The organism is Paenibacillus sp. FSL M8-0228 (assembly GCF_038007385.1).
GTDB lineage: Bacteria > Bacillota > Bacilli > Paenibacillales > Paenibacillaceae > Paenibacillus > Paenibacillus polymyxa_D.
The window spans coordinates 907,382-923,369 of record NZ_JBBOXA010000001.1; the positions used below are offsets into that span (position 1 = coordinate 907,382).

Annotated in this window: 16 protein-coding genes; 9 read left to right on the plus strand and 7 right to left on the minus strand. The window is 43.8% G+C overall.

Annotated elements, in window-relative coordinates; translation table 11 throughout:
- Positions 1 to 29 precede the first annotated feature (29 nt).
- The 5 genes from MKY98_RS04130 to MKY98_RS04150 are packed head-to-tail and all read right to left on the minus strand — an operon-like array spanning position 30 to position 5,290.
- Positions 30 to 1,145 (minus strand): GerAB/ArcD/ProY family transporter, encoded by a 1,116-nt coding sequence (locus tag MKY98_RS04130; protein WP_069011288.1) that lies wholly within the window; start codon positions 1,143 to 1,145, stop codon positions 30 to 32.
- Positions 1,146 to 1,162: 17 nt separating this feature from the next.
- Positions 1,163 to 1,399, minus strand: coding sequence for a hypothetical protein (locus MKY98_RS04135; RefSeq protein ID WP_029515754.1), 237 nt, complete (start codon positions 1,397 to 1,399; stop codon positions 1,163 to 1,165).
- A gap of 29 nt (positions 1,400 to 1,428) precedes the next feature.
- The gene (locus tag MKY98_RS04140) at positions 1,429 to 2,538 is read right to left on the minus strand and encodes a GerAB/ArcD/ProY family transporter (protein WP_029515753.1); all 1,110 of its coding nucleotides are present in this window, start codon (positions 2,536 to 2,538) and stop codon (positions 1,429 to 1,431) included.
- Positions 2,539 to 2,543: 5 nt separating this feature from the next.
- A complete protein-coding gene (locus tag MKY98_RS04145) occupies positions 2,544 to 3,752 on the minus strand; it encodes a Ger(x)C family spore germination protein (protein WP_069011289.1) in 1,209 nt (402 codons plus the stop codon).
- The gene (locus MKY98_RS04150; protein WP_069011290.1) at positions 3,749 to 5,290 is read right to left on the minus strand and encodes a spore germination protein; all 1,542 of its coding nucleotides are present in this window, start codon (positions 5,288 to 5,290) and stop codon (positions 3,749 to 3,751) included. The genes MKY98_RS04145 and MKY98_RS04150 overlap by 4 nt, the downstream gene beginning before the upstream one ends.
- Before the next feature lie 195 nt (positions 5,291 to 5,485).
- On the opposite strand from MKY98_RS04150, the gene MKY98_RS04155 reads away from it, so the two are divergent.
- Positions 5,486 to 5,719 (plus strand): hypothetical protein, encoded by a 234-nt coding sequence (locus MKY98_RS04155; RefSeq protein ID WP_029515750.1) that lies wholly within the window; start codon positions 5,486 to 5,488, stop codon positions 5,717 to 5,719.
- Positions 5,720 to 5,725: 6 nt separating this feature from the next.
- Here MKY98_RS04155 and MKY98_RS04160 read toward each other — a convergent pair whose 3' ends face one another.
- Positions 5,726 to 6,382: a DedA family protein gene (locus tag MKY98_RS04160; protein ID WP_029515749.1), complete on the minus strand. Its 657-nt coding sequence runs from the start codon at positions 6,380 to 6,382 to the stop codon at positions 5,726 to 5,728.
- 145 nt (positions 6,383 to 6,527) lie between these two features.
- Between MKY98_RS04160 and guaA the strand changes: the two genes are divergently transcribed.
- Positions 6,528 to 8,066: a glutamine-hydrolyzing GMP synthase gene (gene guaA, locus MKY98_RS04165; RefSeq protein WP_013308777.1), complete on the plus strand. Its 1,539-nt coding sequence runs from the start codon at positions 6,528 to 6,530 to the stop codon at positions 8,064 to 8,066.
- Between the two features lie 393 nt (positions 8,067 to 8,459).
- The gene (locus MKY98_RS04170; protein ID WP_208332372.1) at positions 8,460 to 9,077 is read left to right on the plus strand and encodes a Type 1 glutamine amidotransferase-like domain-containing protein; all 618 of its coding nucleotides are present in this window, start codon (positions 8,460 to 8,462) and stop codon (positions 9,075 to 9,077) included.
- Between the two features lie 145 nt (positions 9,078 to 9,222).
- On the opposite strand, the gene MKY98_RS04175 is transcribed toward MKY98_RS04170, so the two are convergent.
- Positions 9,223 to 10,353, minus strand: a complete 1,131-nt coding sequence (locus tag MKY98_RS04175) for a Gfo/Idh/MocA family protein (RefSeq protein ID WP_039270697.1) — start codon at positions 10,351 to 10,353, stop codon at positions 9,223 to 9,225.
- Positions 10,354 to 10,483: 130 nt separating this feature from the next.
- On the opposite strand from MKY98_RS04175, the gene MKY98_RS04180 reads away from it, so the two are divergent.
- The 6 genes from MKY98_RS04180 to MKY98_RS04205 all read left to right on the plus strand — a co-directional run bounded on the left by MKY98_RS04180 (position 10,484) and on the right by MKY98_RS04205 (position 15,627).
- Positions 10,484 to 11,329 (plus strand): LysR family transcriptional regulator, encoded by an 846-nt coding sequence (locus MKY98_RS04180; protein WP_069011293.1) that lies wholly within the window; start codon positions 10,484 to 10,486, stop codon positions 11,327 to 11,329.
- A gap of 21 nt (positions 11,330 to 11,350) precedes the next feature.
- The gene (locus MKY98_RS04185; protein ID WP_069011295.1) at positions 11,351 to 12,022 is read left to right on the plus strand and encodes an SGNH/GDSL hydrolase family protein; all 672 of its coding nucleotides are present in this window, start codon (positions 11,351 to 11,353) and stop codon (positions 12,020 to 12,022) included.
- 258 nt (positions 12,023 to 12,280) lie between these two features.
- Positions 12,281 to 12,646 (plus strand): MarR family winged helix-turn-helix transcriptional regulator, encoded by a 366-nt coding sequence (locus MKY98_RS04190; protein WP_245231466.1) that lies wholly within the window; start codon positions 12,281 to 12,283, stop codon positions 12,644 to 12,646.
- A gap of 19 nt (positions 12,647 to 12,665) precedes the next feature.
- On the plus strand, positions 12,666 to 13,604 hold the full coding sequence (locus tag MKY98_RS04195; protein WP_069011296.1) for an NADP-dependent oxidoreductase: 939 nt from the start codon (positions 12,666 to 12,668) through the stop codon (positions 13,602 to 13,604).
- A 40-nt stretch (positions 13,605 to 13,644) separates the two neighbouring features.
- Positions 13,645 to 14,034 carry a nuclear transport factor 2 family protein gene (locus MKY98_RS04200; protein ID WP_069011298.1) on the plus strand — a complete coding sequence of 130 codons (390 nt, stop codon included), beginning with the start codon at positions 13,645 to 13,647 and terminating at the stop codon, positions 14,032 to 14,034.
- A gap of 222 nt (positions 14,035 to 14,256) precedes the next feature.
- Complete coding sequence (locus MKY98_RS04205) at positions 14,257 to 15,627, plus strand: NCS2 family permease (RefSeq protein ID WP_023987039.1); 1,371 nt, start codon at positions 14,257 to 14,259, stop codon at positions 15,625 to 15,627.
- Positions 15,628 to 15,988: the final 361 nt, after the last annotated feature.

The following is a 15,988-nucleotide window of genomic DNA, read 5'->3' on the forward strand; positions in this document are numbered from 1 at the left end:
CTTTAAGCATCGGTTTCAAAAGGTTTTTGTTAATTTTTGGATACGTCCTGTCGATGCTTCCACTTTTGCTTGCAGAAATAAACACCCCATAAAACAAGCGGAATGATCAAGCCGTTTGTATAATGCCAGGTAGACATGGGATAAACAAGAGTTCTTACATAATAAAACACATTTGGGGTTATCAAAATGGTCATACCAAACACAAGCGCTCCTGCGGGGATGACAAAGGGGCGGATATTAGAAATTCGGAATAGCTGGGTTGTTCCGAAAGTAAACGCGTAAAAGAAAAGGACACCTTTGAAATAGGCAGCAAGTGCCCAGGTTAAAGTTACTAACGATTCGACTCGTGTAATATAATTGAGCTCGTTAATCTTTGTTGTGAGAGCAGAAGAAATGTATGGACTATAATTGGTCACAAAGGGACCAACGACAAGGAGAGAGAGAAGCAGAAACACGCTAATCAGGAATCCGCCTATAAGAGAGGCGAGCAACATGTCCTTTTTAAAATGGGCTTTTTTGTTTACATAAGGAAAAACCATGAGCATAATAGACATTTCGGCAAAAGGCATAGCCACGCCTGGAACCATTCCTTTAGCAACAGGAGCTAACCCGTTTTCCAAAACAGGCCGTACATTAGAAAGCTGAATTTGTGGCAGGAGTGCAAGGATCAGACCGGAGAAGATTAATATATATGCTGGTAATAGCATCTCGCTAACACGACCGAAAACTTCAATTCCCATTAGCGCAGTAAGCACCATTAGGGAAATTCCCATAACGAGCAGGACATGCAGAGGGGTTTGTACAAATAACTGGGTAGTCAGGTAATCGCCTACCTCTCTAGCAATAAGAGCGGTGTTCATTAAAAAATAAAACAAATACCAGCAGGAGACAATGGTTCCGAATACAGGCCCGAAAATTTTACGGATCGCTTCAATAAGTGTAAGGCCCGGGTAGAGTTCATGGACACGAAGGAGCACGTAAATAATAATTAAACCTAACGGTATGGACAGTATAGAGCTGATCCAGGCATCCTGATGAGCAATATGCGTAATCATAGTCGGATAAATTAAGAGCATATCCCCGATTAAACACATAAACATAAGGACAGTCACTTGCCGAACACTGATACGTTCTTTTTTTGACATTTGTGGCTGCCTCCCTTCTAAAAGCCAAATACATGTGAAATAAAAGCGTTAACAGGGTTATAGATGATCTCTATCAGAATCAGCGGACTTGGCGTAACCTCTAATTTGGCAGCAAGAATACTAAGCCATGTGCCTAATCCGAGCATAACGATGTACACGAACATATCCTTAAAGCGATGCTTTCGGTACAAGCCTGGCAAATCTTTGGCAGCGATGGCTAAGCCGATACAGATAATGATAGTGGTAATCAGCATGTCGATGCTCCTTCCTTTGAGGGTGAGGCTCAACCAGATCCCAGGCTATGATTGCCTTTCGATCTCAACTTGTATACGACAAGCAGCAGTAAAGGCAGGACAACGGAATCCGTCAAATCCCAATAAATCCAAGCGTGGACGATCGTATCTAGATAATAAGTAATGTTGGGTGCCGACACGATAATCAGACCAAACAGGATCATAAAGCTAGGGCCAAGAAAGGTCCGTACATTGTCTAATCGCAGTAGCTGAGTCATTCCTAAGGTAAAGGCATAGAAGTGTAAAATGGTTTTAACAAAGGTAGTGATAATCCAGGCTATGCTCATCATGGATTCAACTCTCTGTAAGAAATTTCCTATGTTGATTTTTTTAGATAGCGTATAAGAGGTATACACACTATGTTCGGTTACAAAAGGGCCCAGAACCATGAGAGAAACCAAGAGTAGTACGCTTAACAGAACGCTGGCAGTAAGTCCGGCTAGCAAAACCGATTTTTTTAGACCCGGTTTTTTGTTCACATAGGGAAAAATCATGAGTAAAAAAGCTAATTCTCCGAATGGGTAGGACAGTGCAAATAGGCTGCCTTCCATAATCTTGGGAATACCTTGCTCCAGCATAGGCTTAAGCTGCTGACTTTCACATTGGGGAAGCAAGCACAGGATTAAAAACAAAGTGAAAGCCAAGCATAATGGTAATAAGATTTGAGCCGTACGAGCAATAGGCTCTAATCCCATATACATCCCCCACATAAGCGCAAGAATTAAGAGTAAATTGATAACAGGCAGAGGCGTCATAACATAAGTCTGGCTGTTCATAAAATCCCCGACCTCTCTTAAATAAATCGCGGAATTCATTAATAAATGGAACAAATACCATATCGAGATGAGGGAGCCTAGCCACGGTCCCAAAATTCTCTGGCAGAGTTGAATAAAGGTGAGATCAGGATATAGCTGATGTACCCGCAGGAGTAGCAGTAATACAGCCAATCCTGCTGGGATACTTAGGAATGAGCTGATCCAGGCATCCTGCTTGGATATGCTTGTAATGAGGGAGGGATACACCAATACGCAGTCTCCGATAATACTCAAAAATACGAGTACGGCTATATTTCTGATGCTGATACGCCCTTTCTCCTCCACCCAGCTCACTCCTTCATTTGTTTTTGGAATGATTCAAACAAGGAACCAATTTTTTTAATCTTTGTCTGTGCCTTATATTCAATCTGTAAGTCCATAAATGGATTTTCTTTTTCTTCTTTTAGTCTTTTCCAAAGCTCGGGTTTGGACTGGTGAATCAGTTGACCAAAGCCGAAAATGTCTGACTTAAACTCATGCCGAACGGTCTCTACGGAATGTTTCATAATTTCAACAATTTTTTCATTGCTTGCGGCTTCAATTTCTTTAATATCGTCCATACTGTCTAGCTTCATATGCTGGCAGTTGACTTCTCGTACTGTGCTGTTGTTGGTAACTGATATAGAGATAACAGGTTCTCCATCACGAATGATTACTTTTTTTTGAGTGTCGCTACTCAAGGTTAATAGGGCAATGTTACCCCCACCCTGACAATCGGTGTGCCCCGTTGTAGACTCCACTTTATCCCTGATGTAACTGAGCCCTTTACTGTCAAGTTCATTGATCCATCCCAGCAATCGGTCTTTTTTGAATACACCATTACCCGAAAACCGCAATATGGTTTCAGGCGATATACTTTTGGTGGCATCCATACCTTTTTCATTGGTCGACTCTATATCTCCCACAGCTTCCAATGCGGGCAGAGTGGACTGGATGTCGGGATTAACCAGATCGCTAAGAAGTTGATCCATCGTTACTTTGGTAGCAGGAGCCCAGGTTTTGGTTAAGGTATCTAACGAAGCAAATAATTTATTTGCCGGCAACTTTTCCATTGGAGTGGGGATCTTTAACATCGTAGAAGCCTTGTTATTCTTGGCTATCGCAATATAAAAGTCACTTCTTGTAAAAGGCTCTCGCATCATGGCTTCAATCGCATCAGCAATTCCCTTTCTCGCATACTCCTCACCTAAAATCAGCATACGAATATGAGATAAATAAATGGAGCGCGGACTTGTATTCGTCATTTTTTCAATGGCCTCTTGAATCGTGGGTGCAGTGGCCTGATAAGTAACGACTGGAGGGCCTGCACTTGGTGAAGATTTGGAAGCTACAGCAGAAGGAATGACCACCTGAGCGGTTACCTGATACTGGTCGCCTTCCATGTCCACCCCGATCCCAATAGCTATGCCCAGCTCATTTAATTCCGTGCGATCCCAGCAACCACCTAACAGTAATGCAATCAGTCCCCAGACGAAGAACAAATGTATGGTCTGCTTCATGGTTTATCCCTTCTGGTTTTTGATTTATGGCCGATCCGTCTTTTTTTCGTTTTTTGGCGGATCGTATTTTGGATAGAGATGGATTGAGGACGTTTCTTCATATGAGGCCAGGGTAAGCGAAACAGCGTATCTTTCATATCGCTTTCCACATAGGGGCCAAACGGACTCATGTAAGATACTCCAAACGATCTCAGACTGGTCAAGTGCAGCAAAACTACGATTAACCCCATCAATATTCCAAGAAGTCCAAAGGCTGCGGCTAGCATCATTAAGGCGAAGCGTATAATACGAACCGCTATCGACAGGCCGTTTTCTGGAATAACATAGCTGGAGATGGCTGTAATGGACACGATAATGACCATAGCCGCCGAGACAACCCCCGCATCCACGGCTGCTTGCCCAATGACCAGTGTGCCAACAATAGATACAGCCTGTCCGACTGTCCTCGGAATTCGGACTCCTGCTTCACGCAAAATTTCATAAGTAATTTCCATGAGCATCGCCTCGACAAAGGCTGGAAACGGTACGCCTTCCCTTTGTGCAGCGAGACTGACCAATAAGTTTGTAGGAATCATCTCTTGATGAAAGGTAGTTACCGCGATATAAACTGCTGGTGCAAGCAAAGCGATAAAAAAGGAAAAGAAACGCAGCAAACGCAGCAACGTGCTGATATCAGCACGTTGGTAATAATCCTCTGCCGACTGGAAAAATTGCACGAATAGCGCAGGAATCAACAGAACAAAGGGTGTCCCGTCCACCAAGATAGCAATCCGCCCCTCCAACAGGCTGGCAGCGACCGAATCCGGACGCTCGCTGTTATAAATGGTGGGAAACGGAGTGAAGGATTCATCCTGAATTTCCTCTTCGATGTAACCCCCTTCCAAAATTCCGTCAATATCAATTCGGTCCAAACGTTCTCTCAGTTCCTGAATAACCCCTTCGTCAGCAATTCCTTTGATATACATCACGGACACATTGGTATGAGTGACTTGACCGATCTGTCTTGTTTCCATCCACAGGCGCGGATCGCGGATTCGCCTACGAATTAGAGCGGTATTGGTACGTAAATTTTCGGTAAAAGCCTCCATTGGACCCCGTACGACACTTTGGGATTGGGGTTCGCTAACACTGCGATCCTCCCAACCGACCGCATCAATCCATATGCCCTTTGCGTATCCGTCCAGCAAAATGATAATACCGCCAGATAGCATCTGGTTGAATAAGGCATCCATTTCGTCCACACTACCTGAGTTACCTGCAATCAAAACTTGATTCTTCAAATAGTCGAATGGTTCTGCGCCCTCCGGTACATGATGTTCATTTACTCGCATCAATGAACGGAGAACGGAATCATGGAGCAATTGAGTATTGACCAGACCATCAATATAAAATAGAGCTGCTGGCCATTTTTGCATCCATAATAGCTCTTTAATGATTACATCTCCGCTGTTTCCAAAGGAGCTTTCGATATGATTCACATTATCCTTCAAGTTAGAGGACACATGAGTAAGTGGACAACTTTTATTCTGATTTGGCATACGTAAAATCCTCCGATATTGGAGTTTGTTGGCTTAGTATGCTCTGAATATATGAATTTATGCCTTGCGATTATAGAAACGAATGCAGTCTGACATTCGCGATTTGCTCCGGTGAAGGGAGGACTGGTATGTCTTTTGTTGCTGGGGATTTTACTTATGGATTAAGCGGTAGTTGGCTTGCGGGGTAGGGGCCATTTGTCTGGATACATTATTAATACGGGAGACCCCATTGTATTTACAGGGTCCATTGTTGGGCATGCTGACGGCGTAGAGTCAAGGAATCATCGGAGTTCTATGCTTGGTGCAGGGGTGGCGATTGAAATGATGGAGCCGCGTACGTTGGGTTTGGCTGGAGGTGCGGGGTTTATTGTGATATCTATCGTGATTTTGATGTATTATGCAAGGACTCGTAGCCGCAAGGCAGCATGAGTGTGATTACTTCGTGTCATCCTTGTTGCTGGTTTTCACCGACTTTTCGGATTTGCGTAGCGAGCTAAATAGGAAGCTTCTCCACCGGTAAATAATATACAGCAGGATTATGAACCCAACGACTCCCGCAATTCGCAGTGCATACAGCTCTACCAAATGGAAAATGGCATCCCATTGGGGACCAAACAGCTTGCCGATGCTTAGAAAGAGGATGACCCAGAATAAAGCGCCGCTGTAAGCATATAAGACAAATTTACGGAAAGAAAGAACAATAATTCCGGCAAAATAACCGGTAAAATGCCTGACACCGGGGATGAAATATCCAAGGAAAATAAGCCAGTATCCATATCGTTGAAACCATTTTTGTGTTTTCTGAAGCTTGTCCGGCGATAACAAAACCCATTTACCATATTTCTGAATAAAGGGGAGTCCAGCCCACTTTCCGATAAAGTAGGTAATAGTCATACCGATGGTCGTGCCCAAAAAAGCTAGCAGCATCAGTTTACCGAAATCCAGGGTACCGGCATAGGAGAGATATCCCGCATAAGCCATGGTGGTTTCCCCGGGAAATGGTAAAGCAATAAACTCAAGCAGCAAGCCGAAAAAAAGGACGCCGTAGCCGTATTCTTCGAACAATTGCGCGATCCACTTCAGCACATCCATCGTTTACACTCCTACGAACAGATTGAGTATTTTAGAATCAATTCATTTTAACAATCTTTTCATGCCCACTCAACTCCGGTTGATTTCTTGACGTCTTGTTTTATCGTTGCGTATAATGAAACGAACAATTGAGGGAGGCACGGTAATGAATAAGCCTAATGAAATCGTTGTAGTTCTTGATTTTGGAGGACAATACAACCAGTTAATCGCAAGAAGAATTCGGGATCTCGGCGTATATAGCGAGCTCCTTCCATACAATACGCCTGCGGAGAAGCTGAGAGAGCTGGCGCCAAAAGGGATTGTTTTCTCAGGCGGACCTTCCAGCGTATATACAGACAATGCTCCTCAGGTGGATCGGGCAATTTATGACCTGGGCATTCCTATCTTTGGTATTTGTTATGGCATGCAGCTGATGGCTCACCAACTGGATGGTAAGGTAGAACGTGCGGGCAAGCGTGAGTATGGCAAAGCAGACGTGCAATTCAATCAGGATGCCCGCTTGGCTAAAGGACTGGATTCTCGTCAAACCGTATGGATGAGCCATGGGGATCACGTAACAGATCTGCCAACCGGCTTTACACTGGATGCAGGAACAGAGAGTGCGCCGATTGCCGCGATGAGTAACCTGGAGCGGAATCTGTATGCGGTGCAATTCCATCCAGAGGTACGTCATTCCGTTCAAGGTAACGAGATGATCAGCAACTTCCTATATGAAGTGTGCGGTTGTGAAGGCAACTGGACGATGGAGTCGTTCATTGAAGATCAGATTCGCGAGATTCGTCAACAGGTAGGCGACAAAAAAGTATTGTGTGCTTTAAGTGGTGGCGTGGATTCTTCCGTTGTAGCGATGCTTATTCACAAAGCGATCGGTGACCAACTGACGTGTATGTTCATAGACCATGGATTGCTGCGCAAAGGTGAAGCCGAAAGTGTAATGGAGACGTTCGTTGGTAAATTTGATATGAAAGTTGTCAAAATTGACGCACGTGAGCGCTTCTTGTCCAAGCTAGCAGGAGTCGATGATCCGGAACAAAAACGTAAAATTATCGGTAACGAGTTTATCTATGTGTTCGAGGAAGAATCTTCTCAATTCGACGATTTTACTTTCCTGGCACAAGGTACGCTGTATACGGATATTGTAGAGAGCGGAACTGCAACGGCACAGACCATTAAATCCCATCATAATGTGGGTGGTTTGCCGGAGAACATGAAGTTCAAGCTGATCGAGCCGTTGAATGCCCTGTTCAAGGACGAAGTGCGTAAAGTCGGCGAAGAATGTGGACTGCCAGCTGAGATTGTATGGCGCCAACCATTCCCAGGTCCGGGTCTTGCCATTCGTGTGCTGGGTGAAGTGACAGAGGACAAGCTAACCATTGTTCGTGAGTCAGATTACATTTTGCGCGAGGAGATTGCTAAAGCCGGTCTGGACCGGGAAATCTGGCAATACTTCACCGCTTTGCCGAATATGAAGAGTGTTGGCGTTATGGGGGATGCTCGTACGTATTCTTACACTGTAGGTATTCGTGCAGTAACTTCCATCGACGGTATGACTGCTGACTGGGCGCGTATTCCTTGGGATGTGCTGGAGAAAATCTCCGTTCGTATCGTAAACGAAGTGGATAACGTGAATCGCATCGTGTACGATATTACTTCCAAACCACCAGCAACGATTGAGTGGGAATAAACGCGGGAACTCCCGCCCTGTAACCACGAACCTTTAAGATTTACCAATACAACATCAAGACTCCTCCGTATCGGCGAAGTATCGCTATGCGGTTGGAGTCTTTTTTACGGGGGCAAGCAAGGACGGGATATGAAGTCATTTGTTGTTGCAAAACGGAATATGAAGTTGAAAAAAGGAGATATTATTCAATGGTAATGTATCTCCTTTTTTATATGGTTTTATTAGATTCAAGCTATAAATAGCTTAAATCAAGTATGAAATTAAACGTTCACCTCTTTTTCATGTCATGCTCTAATGGTATCATGTTTTGATACTAATATATTTTATAATGTACCTAGATTAAAGTGTTACATATCTCGTTTCATTAAACGTTGTTCTAAGGAGAATAAAGAGATGAAAAAATTATTTCTGTCGTCCTCATTTAAGGATGTTGCACCATGCTTAGTCCATTTCGCTGGTGAAAACTTAAAAGGAAAAAAAGTTACCTTCATCCCAACCGCGAGTATTCCAGAGAAAGTTAAGTTTTATGTGAATTCAGGGAAAAAAGCATTAGAGAATTTAGGATTAGTCGTGGATGAAATCGAAATCAGCACAGTACCATTGAATGAAATAGAGAGTAAAATTAGAGAAAATGACTATATTTATATTACCGGAGGCAACACATTTTATTTACTTCAAGAGTTAAGAAGAACCGGGGCTGACAAAATCATTGCTGATGAAGTTAATGCAGGGAAGTTATACATAGGCGAATCGGCAGGTTCGATGATTTTATCACCGAATATCGAATATGCCCAACTTATGGACAATGTGCAGGAGGCGCCTGCTTTGGATTCCTTTGTTGCGCTCGGGACCATTGAATTCTATCCAGTCCCCCACCATACGAACATCCTGTTTAAAAAAGCGGTGGAGAACATCATTGAGGAATATGGCAGCCAATTAAATTTATATCCAATCAGCAACGCGGAAGTTATTTTGGTTGAAGGTGACAGGATAAAAGTTGAGAACACATGACTTCATTAAAAAAAGGTAATTTTTCTGGAGGGAAGTCCACTGCATTACCACCATCGAGTGGAGTAGGGTTTTAACTGATTACAATATAAAGAACATTCAATTCCACATCATCGTGGTACTGAATGTTCTTTTTTATAATTCTACCTTACCATACAATCTTTTTCCCGGTTGCAGCCGATTCCTCGATGCGATCCAGTAGCTGATGCAGCTTTAAGGCATGGTTGAAATCAGGAGCGAGACGGGTGCCCGTCAAAATATCCTCGGCAAATACATGATGAGCCTTGGCTACATTCAGGGTTACCCCTTGTTTTGGAAAATCCAGTCCGCCATCAGGCTCAGCAGTTACACTTATTTGTTCAAACGCCCCATTAGGACCATGACTCTGCGTACTGCTTGGATCGTACGCAAGTTTTTCGAGTGTCAGATTCCCAAATTGAACATGCCCAAGCGTAGGATTCTGTGTCAAACGCAAAATGCCCTTTTTCCCCTGAATCTCTATCTCAAACTTAGAATTCACTCCGCCCTGAATGTGAACGGATATCGGCGCCCCCTTGTCCAATAGTCCGTGAATCAGAATCTGATCGGCTGTATCCTTGGAAATGACTTCACCCGTTTCCTGAATAGTGGCTTCATTATAGCGAGATGATGTGATGGCCGATAGCTCGCGGAATTCGCCAACGATGTATTGCAGCGCATCCAGAGAATGCCCGCCGTTAATCGTTAGTAGATTAGCGCCATTGGCTCTGTTCAGCAAATAAGCAGTGTCCTGATTTACTTGTCCACCTTTGCCGGAAGTAGCTACTTGCATATGGCAGGATAGAATTTCACCAATCTCTCCGCTCTCCACCAACTTTTTCATCGTTTGCACTTCAAGATCTTGCCGTGCCTGCAAGCCGACGGTATGATGAATGCCTGCCAGTGCCGCCGCCTTGACCATTTCAGCAGCTTCCGCAGTGTTTGCCCCCAAGGGCCATTCACAAAAAATATGCTTTCTCTCATGAATTGCCGCCATCACCGCCTCATAATGATGGGGAACTTTTACGCTCACCACGACCATGTCTACATCCTCGGAAGCTGCGAGCTTTTTGGCATCATCAAAAGCCAGTGCCGCACCTACTTCTTCTGCACTTTGTCGTGCACTCTCCATACGGGAGGTACCGACGGCAGTGATATCCAGGTTTGAGTGCTTGAGCAACGCCGGAATATGCGTTTGACTAGCCCATTTATTATTCATCGAACCTCCTACGATACCTGCACGAATCTTCTTTATTACCATGTTGCCATACCTCCTAATTTTTAAATGAGGGTGGAAAGTAGCGTCCAAGGTCAATATAATACACTTAACTCATAAATAATAATGCTTGTTTATGATATAGGTATCATTTTATTTGATGGGAGGTGAAGGGATGGATATTGAAAATATGCAGGCATTTGTTTCGGTGGCAGAGCTGAGAAGCCTGACAGAAGCTGCCCAAAAGCTGAATCATCTGCAATCGAATATGACGGCTAAAATAAAGAAGCTGGAGGCCCATTACGGCACAGCGCTATTTTACCGAAAGCCCCGGGGTATGGAGCTGACACCTGCAGGAGAAATCCTATATGCTCAGTTCAAGCAAATGTTGTTGCTGTGGCAAGACACGGAGATGAAAATGAGACCGCAGGAGGAAAAGCTGCGCATCGGTACGATGCAGTCCATTGTTGCGGGGGAAACAACAAGGGCGCTTACGAAGGTATACGAGCTGTACCCGCAGGCCTCGGTTACATTAAAAACCGGAACCACCACGGGAATGGAACGATTGATTCTCGACGGCGAACTCGATATTGCTTTTGTTACAGGGTATCCCGCTAACCCGTATATTCATTATCAAAAATTATGCCGTGAAGAACTGGTACTGGTGGGGAAAGGCATACATGAAGGCTCGGATCTTAAACAGGTACTCCAAGGAGCGTCTATTATCATATTGTCGGATGGCTGCCTGTACCTCACGTATTTAGAGAAGATGTATCAGGACATGCAATTGACCCATGGCGAGGTTGTGGAGGTTGGTGTGTTTGAAACGATGGTACAATTTTCCTTGATGGGAATGGGAATCACCCTTATGTCCAAAAGGCTGGCGCGGCAATTCAAAGTAACATCCTATTTGCCCGCTCCCCCAACCTTTGGCTACATGGATACATATTTAATAACCCGGCCAAATCACGAAATGACAGCGATTGAACATAAATTTATCGAAATCAATAATACGATCTAATAGAGTAGGAGTGGAATTAGATTGACAAATAATCAGGGCAAGTACCAAGGTAGCCATGCCGTATTCCTGGGCGATAGTATTACGTTTGGATATGAATTACGTGATGGAGAAAAGCCATACCCCCACCTCGTGAGTGATGTATTAGGATTCCAAACTTTTGAGAATCATGGCATATCCGGCAGCAGTGTAGCCAGCGGTGGCTTTGAACCGATGTGTGAGCGTTATGAGAAAATGAACCCTCATGCGGACGTGATCTTTTTTATGGGGGGAAGAAACGATTTTTCGATGGGAGAAATATCGTTCGGTAGCTTGGATACGCCATCGACAGAAACGCGTACGTTTTATGGTGCGCTCAAGCATATTGCCGAAGGATTAATTAACCGTTACCCGGACAAGCTGATCGTCTTTTTGACCCCGCCTCACGGATCAAGTGATACCGTTCCTGAGCATTTGCCTAATGCTATCACAGGTCAAGTCTATAGCGCGTATGCACAGGCCGTGAGAGAAGTGGCCTCACTGTATTCTTTCCCGTGCTGCGATCTGTGGAATATCGCTGGAATTCAACCACTGTTGCCTGTGCATAAACAGATGTACTTTACAGGGGAAAATGGTATCCCTGACGGCCTGCACCCGAATCAGGCAGGCCACGAGCGGATGGCGGCTCGTATTATCGGATTTATGAATACACTGTAATGTATGGACTATTTCATCGTTTCATCGAATGACCTTAACTACAATTCAAGAATGCTCAGGCTATTTGTTTAGCTTGAGTATTCTTGAATTGTAGGATTTGTCTATATAGACTTGTCTCAGGACTTGTTTATTTTTAGTGAGGGTGTATAATACTTGATATATCAATTGATAGGTCAAGTATTAGGAGGATGATTTGTCATCGAACATTGCTCTGAAAAAAGTCAGTTGTTTTATCGCATGCATCTTTTGTGTAAAGAAATGAATAACGCTTTTGAAGCACAGTTAAAAACCAGTTTTACCAAGGTTGAAATTTTGTATCATATTGACCATCGTCAGGAACTAAGCCAGCTAGAGCTCCAACATCTGCTCGTTCTGGATGGTGCAGCAGTGACTCGACATCTACGAAGGCTGGAAGAGGAAGGTCTGATTTTACGTAGTAAAAAAGAGCAGGATAAGCGTGTGACCTATATACGTTTGACCGAATTAGGGGTTCAAGAGCTGCAAGTTTTGTCAGAGCAAAGACAAGCCTTCCAGGAAAAGCTGCTATGTAAGTTTACAGATGAGGAAATTGTGGCTTTGACAGATGTACTACAGCGTATGTCCAACAATGTGAAGAATATATAAATGTGAGGAGGAAATGAATATGAAAGCCATCGTTATAGATCAGTATGGAAGCAAGGATGAATTGAAAGAAAGAGAAGTGCCTACTCCTACACCACTGGCTCATCAGGTTGTAGTCAAAGTGGCGGCTACCTCCATCAACCCAATTGACTGGAAGTTGCGTGAAGGTTACTTAAAACAAATGATGGATTGGGAGTTCCCGATTATTTTAGGCTGGGATGTAGCCGGCACTATTTCGGAAGTAGGCAGCGAGGTCACCGATTGGAAAGTGGGAGATGAAGTGTTTGCACGCCCGGACACCACACGGTTCGGTACTTATGCCGAGTATACCTTGGTGGATGATCACCTGTTGGCGCGTAAACCTGCCTCAATTTCTTGGGAGGAAGCCGCTTCTGTACCTTTGGCGGGGTTGACTGCTTGGCAGGCGCTTTTTACACATGGTCAACTGACCAAAGGGGAAAAAGTATTAATCCACGCAGGTGCAGGTGGCGTAGGCATGTTTGCTATCCAGTTTGCCAAACAAGCCGGAGCCTATGTCATTACTACAGCCAGTGAGCGTAATCATGAATTGCTTGCTTCATTGGGAGCCGACCAAATCATTGACTATCACACAACTCGTTTTGAGGAAGTTTTATCTGATGTGGACGTGGTGTTCGATACGATGGGCGGGGATGTTCAGAAGAATAGCTTTAAGGTAATGAAAAGGGGCACTGGACGGATCATATCCATTGTGAGCAATTTTGACGAAGAGCTGGTAAAGGAGTACAACGTAACGGCCAAAAATATATGGCTGGAGCCCAACGGACAGCAACTGCAGGAAATTGCCGACCTGTTGGAGCAAAAGAAAGTAAGATCGGTAGTGGGAGCGACGTTTCCTTTTTCGCAAAAAGGCATATATGATGCACACGCTTTAAGCGAAACCCACCATGCTGTTGGAAAAATTGCAATAACCTTCTCATAAGGATGAATACACATATACAGCACGAAAGGAATTGCGCACGATGAAGATTTTAGAAGATTATTTTCACTACTATGATTTAGCAAAAGATGACGAGAAGAGTAGAGAGCGATTAATTAGCCTTTTTTCTGAGAAGATTGAGTTTGTATTGAATGGTGATCGAAAACAAGGTATGAACAGTTGGAAAAGCTTCTTGAATATGTTCTTTGAGGGATCGCTCGAAATCAAGCATATGTATGAAGGTTGGAAACCTGTACCCAGAGAACCTGATACCTATCAAACCAAATGGGCAGTGTGTGGTAAAAAAGCAACAGGCGAAGTTTATACACTTACTGGAGTGGACAAGGCTCGGCTGGATGCGGAAGGTAAGATCGTTTATCTGGAGAATATCCCAGACACAGCGAATACATTTGATAAGTACAAAAACATCTGATTCCCTTAAATGATAACCCGTTAGCTGCATAATAGCTTGCGGGTTTTCTGTTTTCCGAACAATACATATATGTTTAATTTGTAACATTCGCTTTTTCTGTTGACAAGCAGTAGGTGAGAGCCTAAAATAACGAATGTAATAATATAGCGCATTGAATGCGAATATTACTTCAAACGAACGACAACAATACGAGTATGCTTTGCGTAGGAGGAATTACGACTCATGGAGCGTTTCTTTAAATTAAAGGAACATGGCACGAACGTCCGCACAGAAATTATAGCGGGGATTACTACTTTTATGACCATGGCTTATATTCTGGTGGTCAACAATACCTTTTTAGGTCCGACTGGAGCAGGTATGCCCAGTGAAGCTGTCTTTTTTGCGACGGCGGTAGGTGCAGGTTTGGTTACCATACTGATGGGGCTATTCGTTAATGTGCCGATCGGCATGGCGCCGGGTATGGGCTTGAATGCTTATTTTATGACTGTAGTCCTGAGTTCTAATGGCATGATTACTTGGCAAGCGGCACTTGGCGCTGTATTTATATCCGGTATCGTCTTTCTGATTTTAACCGTGACACGAGTAAGACAGATGCTGCTTGTTGCAGTTCCGGAAAATTTAAAGACAGCCATTACAGTGGGTATCGGTTTGTTTATTACGATTGTCGGCTTCAAGCTTTGTAATCTGGTTATGGTGAGCATCGTTCCAGGGACAGATGTTGGTCAACCGGTTCCGGGTCATGCTTTTAATTTGATTCTGGGAAGTCTGGTACATCAAAAGGATGCACTGCTGGCGCTAATCGGATTGCTTATTATCGCAGCACTGATGGTCGTTCGGGTCAAAGGTGCATTGCTGATTGGGATCGTAGCTACTACATTAATCGGTATTCCGATGGGAGTAACAAATTTGAGTAGCTTGACAACAGGCAACTGGATTCCTGATTTCAGTAATTTGGCTGTAGGTCAGTTAGACTTGAAAGCAGCTTTGCATATCGGTCTGTTTGATATCATTTTCATTTTCACATTTGTAGAGTTGTTTGATACGTTCGGTACCTTGGTAGGTACGGCTACACGCGCGGGTATAATGAAAGATAAGAAAAAAGGCGAGAAAATTATCGGTAAAGCAATGCTGGTGGATGCAGTTGGGGTAAGTACTGGTGCAGTATTGGGTACAAGTACGATTACAGCATTCGTAGAAAGCTCCGCAGGGGTAGAAGAAGGCGGACGTACTGGACTGACTGCTGTAACGACAGGTGTTCTGTTCTTGTTGGCCCTGTTTATTGCACCGTTGGCTCTGGTTGTGCCTTCTGCCGCTACTGCTCCAGCTCTGATTATCGTTGGGGTCCTAATGATGAGTCAGGTTCGCAATATCGACTGGGATAACTTCCTGTTGGCGTTTCCTGCATTTTTGACCATCGTGCTGATGCCTTTCACAGGTGGAATCGCGAATGGTATCTCTGCTGGTATTCTGTCTTACGTTGTGCTGGCTGTGTTTAGTAACCTGTTTACCAGCAATAAAGTTAAAATTCACTGGCTCATGTGGGTGCTTGCTATTATTGTAGTGATCCGCTTTGCCTTTATGGGCTCCGAATAATCAGTAGATATAGAACACAGAACCTCTTTCCTGTTGCTTAAGGGAAGAGGTTCTTTTTTTTGTAGTTAGACGCAGATAGATACAAAGGAGCTATTATATAGAAGGAAAACGAATAATAATAAAGTATTGTGAAACCTTATCTAATAAATGCTTGCAAAAGGGATATGTATATGGTATATTCTAATTCCGGCCAAGAAATACAATATTGCGAGCGAGTGTTACAAAAAAAGATTTCAAAAAAATGCTTGCAAAGTTGGTTCGGACATGGTAAGATATAAGAGTTGATGAGGCGACAAACCAAATCGACAAGAAAAGGATGTTTGATCTTTGAAAACTGAACAACGAGTGAGTAAAACGATTT

Bases quoted from the DNA above. Each gene is read 5' to 3' on its own strand.
- guaA (WP_013308777.1), top strand. From the start codon at position 6,528: ATGAATAAGCCTAATGAAATCGTTGTAGTTCTTGATTTTGGAGGACAA.
- MKY98_RS04170 (WP_208332372.1), top strand. From the start codon at position 8,460: ATGAAAAAATTATTTCTGTCGTCCTCATTTAAGGATGTTGCACCATGC.
- MKY98_RS04205 (WP_023987039.1), top strand. From the start codon at position 14,257: ATGGAGCGTTTCTTTAAATTAAAGGAACATGGCACGAACGTCCGCACA.
- MKY98_RS04190 (WP_245231466.1), top strand. From the start codon at position 12,281: ATGAATAACGCTTTTGAAGCACAGTTAAAAACCAGTTTTACCAAGGTT.
- MKY98_RS04145 (WP_069011289.1), bottom strand. From the start codon at position 3,752: ATGAAGCAGACCATACATTTGTTCTTCGTCTGGGGACTGATTGCATTA.
- MKY98_RS04160 (WP_029515749.1), bottom strand. From the start codon at position 6,382: ATGGATGTGCTGAAGTGGATCGCGCAATTGTTCGAAGAATACGGCTAC.
- MKY98_RS04175 (WP_039270697.1), bottom strand. From the start codon at position 10,353: ATGGTAATAAAGAAGATTCGTGCAGGTATCGTAGGAGGTTCGATGAAT.
- MKY98_RS04135 (WP_029515754.1), bottom strand. From the start codon at position 1,399: ATGCTGATTACCACTATCATTATCTGTATCGGCTTAGCCATCGCTGCC.
- MKY98_RS04200 (WP_069011298.1), top strand. From the start codon at position 13,645: ATGAAGATTTTAGAAGATTATTTTCACTACTATGATTTAGCAAAAGAT.
- MKY98_RS04195 (WP_069011296.1), top strand. From the start codon at position 12,666: ATGAAAGCCATCGTTATAGATCAGTATGGAAGCAAGGATGAATTGAAA.
- MKY98_RS04130 (WP_069011288.1), bottom strand. From the start codon at position 1,145: ATGTCAAAAAAAGAACGTATCAGTGTTCGGCAAGTGACTGTCCTTATG.
- MKY98_RS04150 (WP_069011290.1), bottom strand. From the start codon at position 5,290: ATGCCAAATCAGAATAAAAGTTGTCCACTTACTCATGTGTCCTCTAAC.
- MKY98_RS04180 (WP_069011293.1), top strand. From the start codon at position 10,484: ATGGATATTGAAAATATGCAGGCATTTGTTTCGGTGGCAGAGCTGAGA.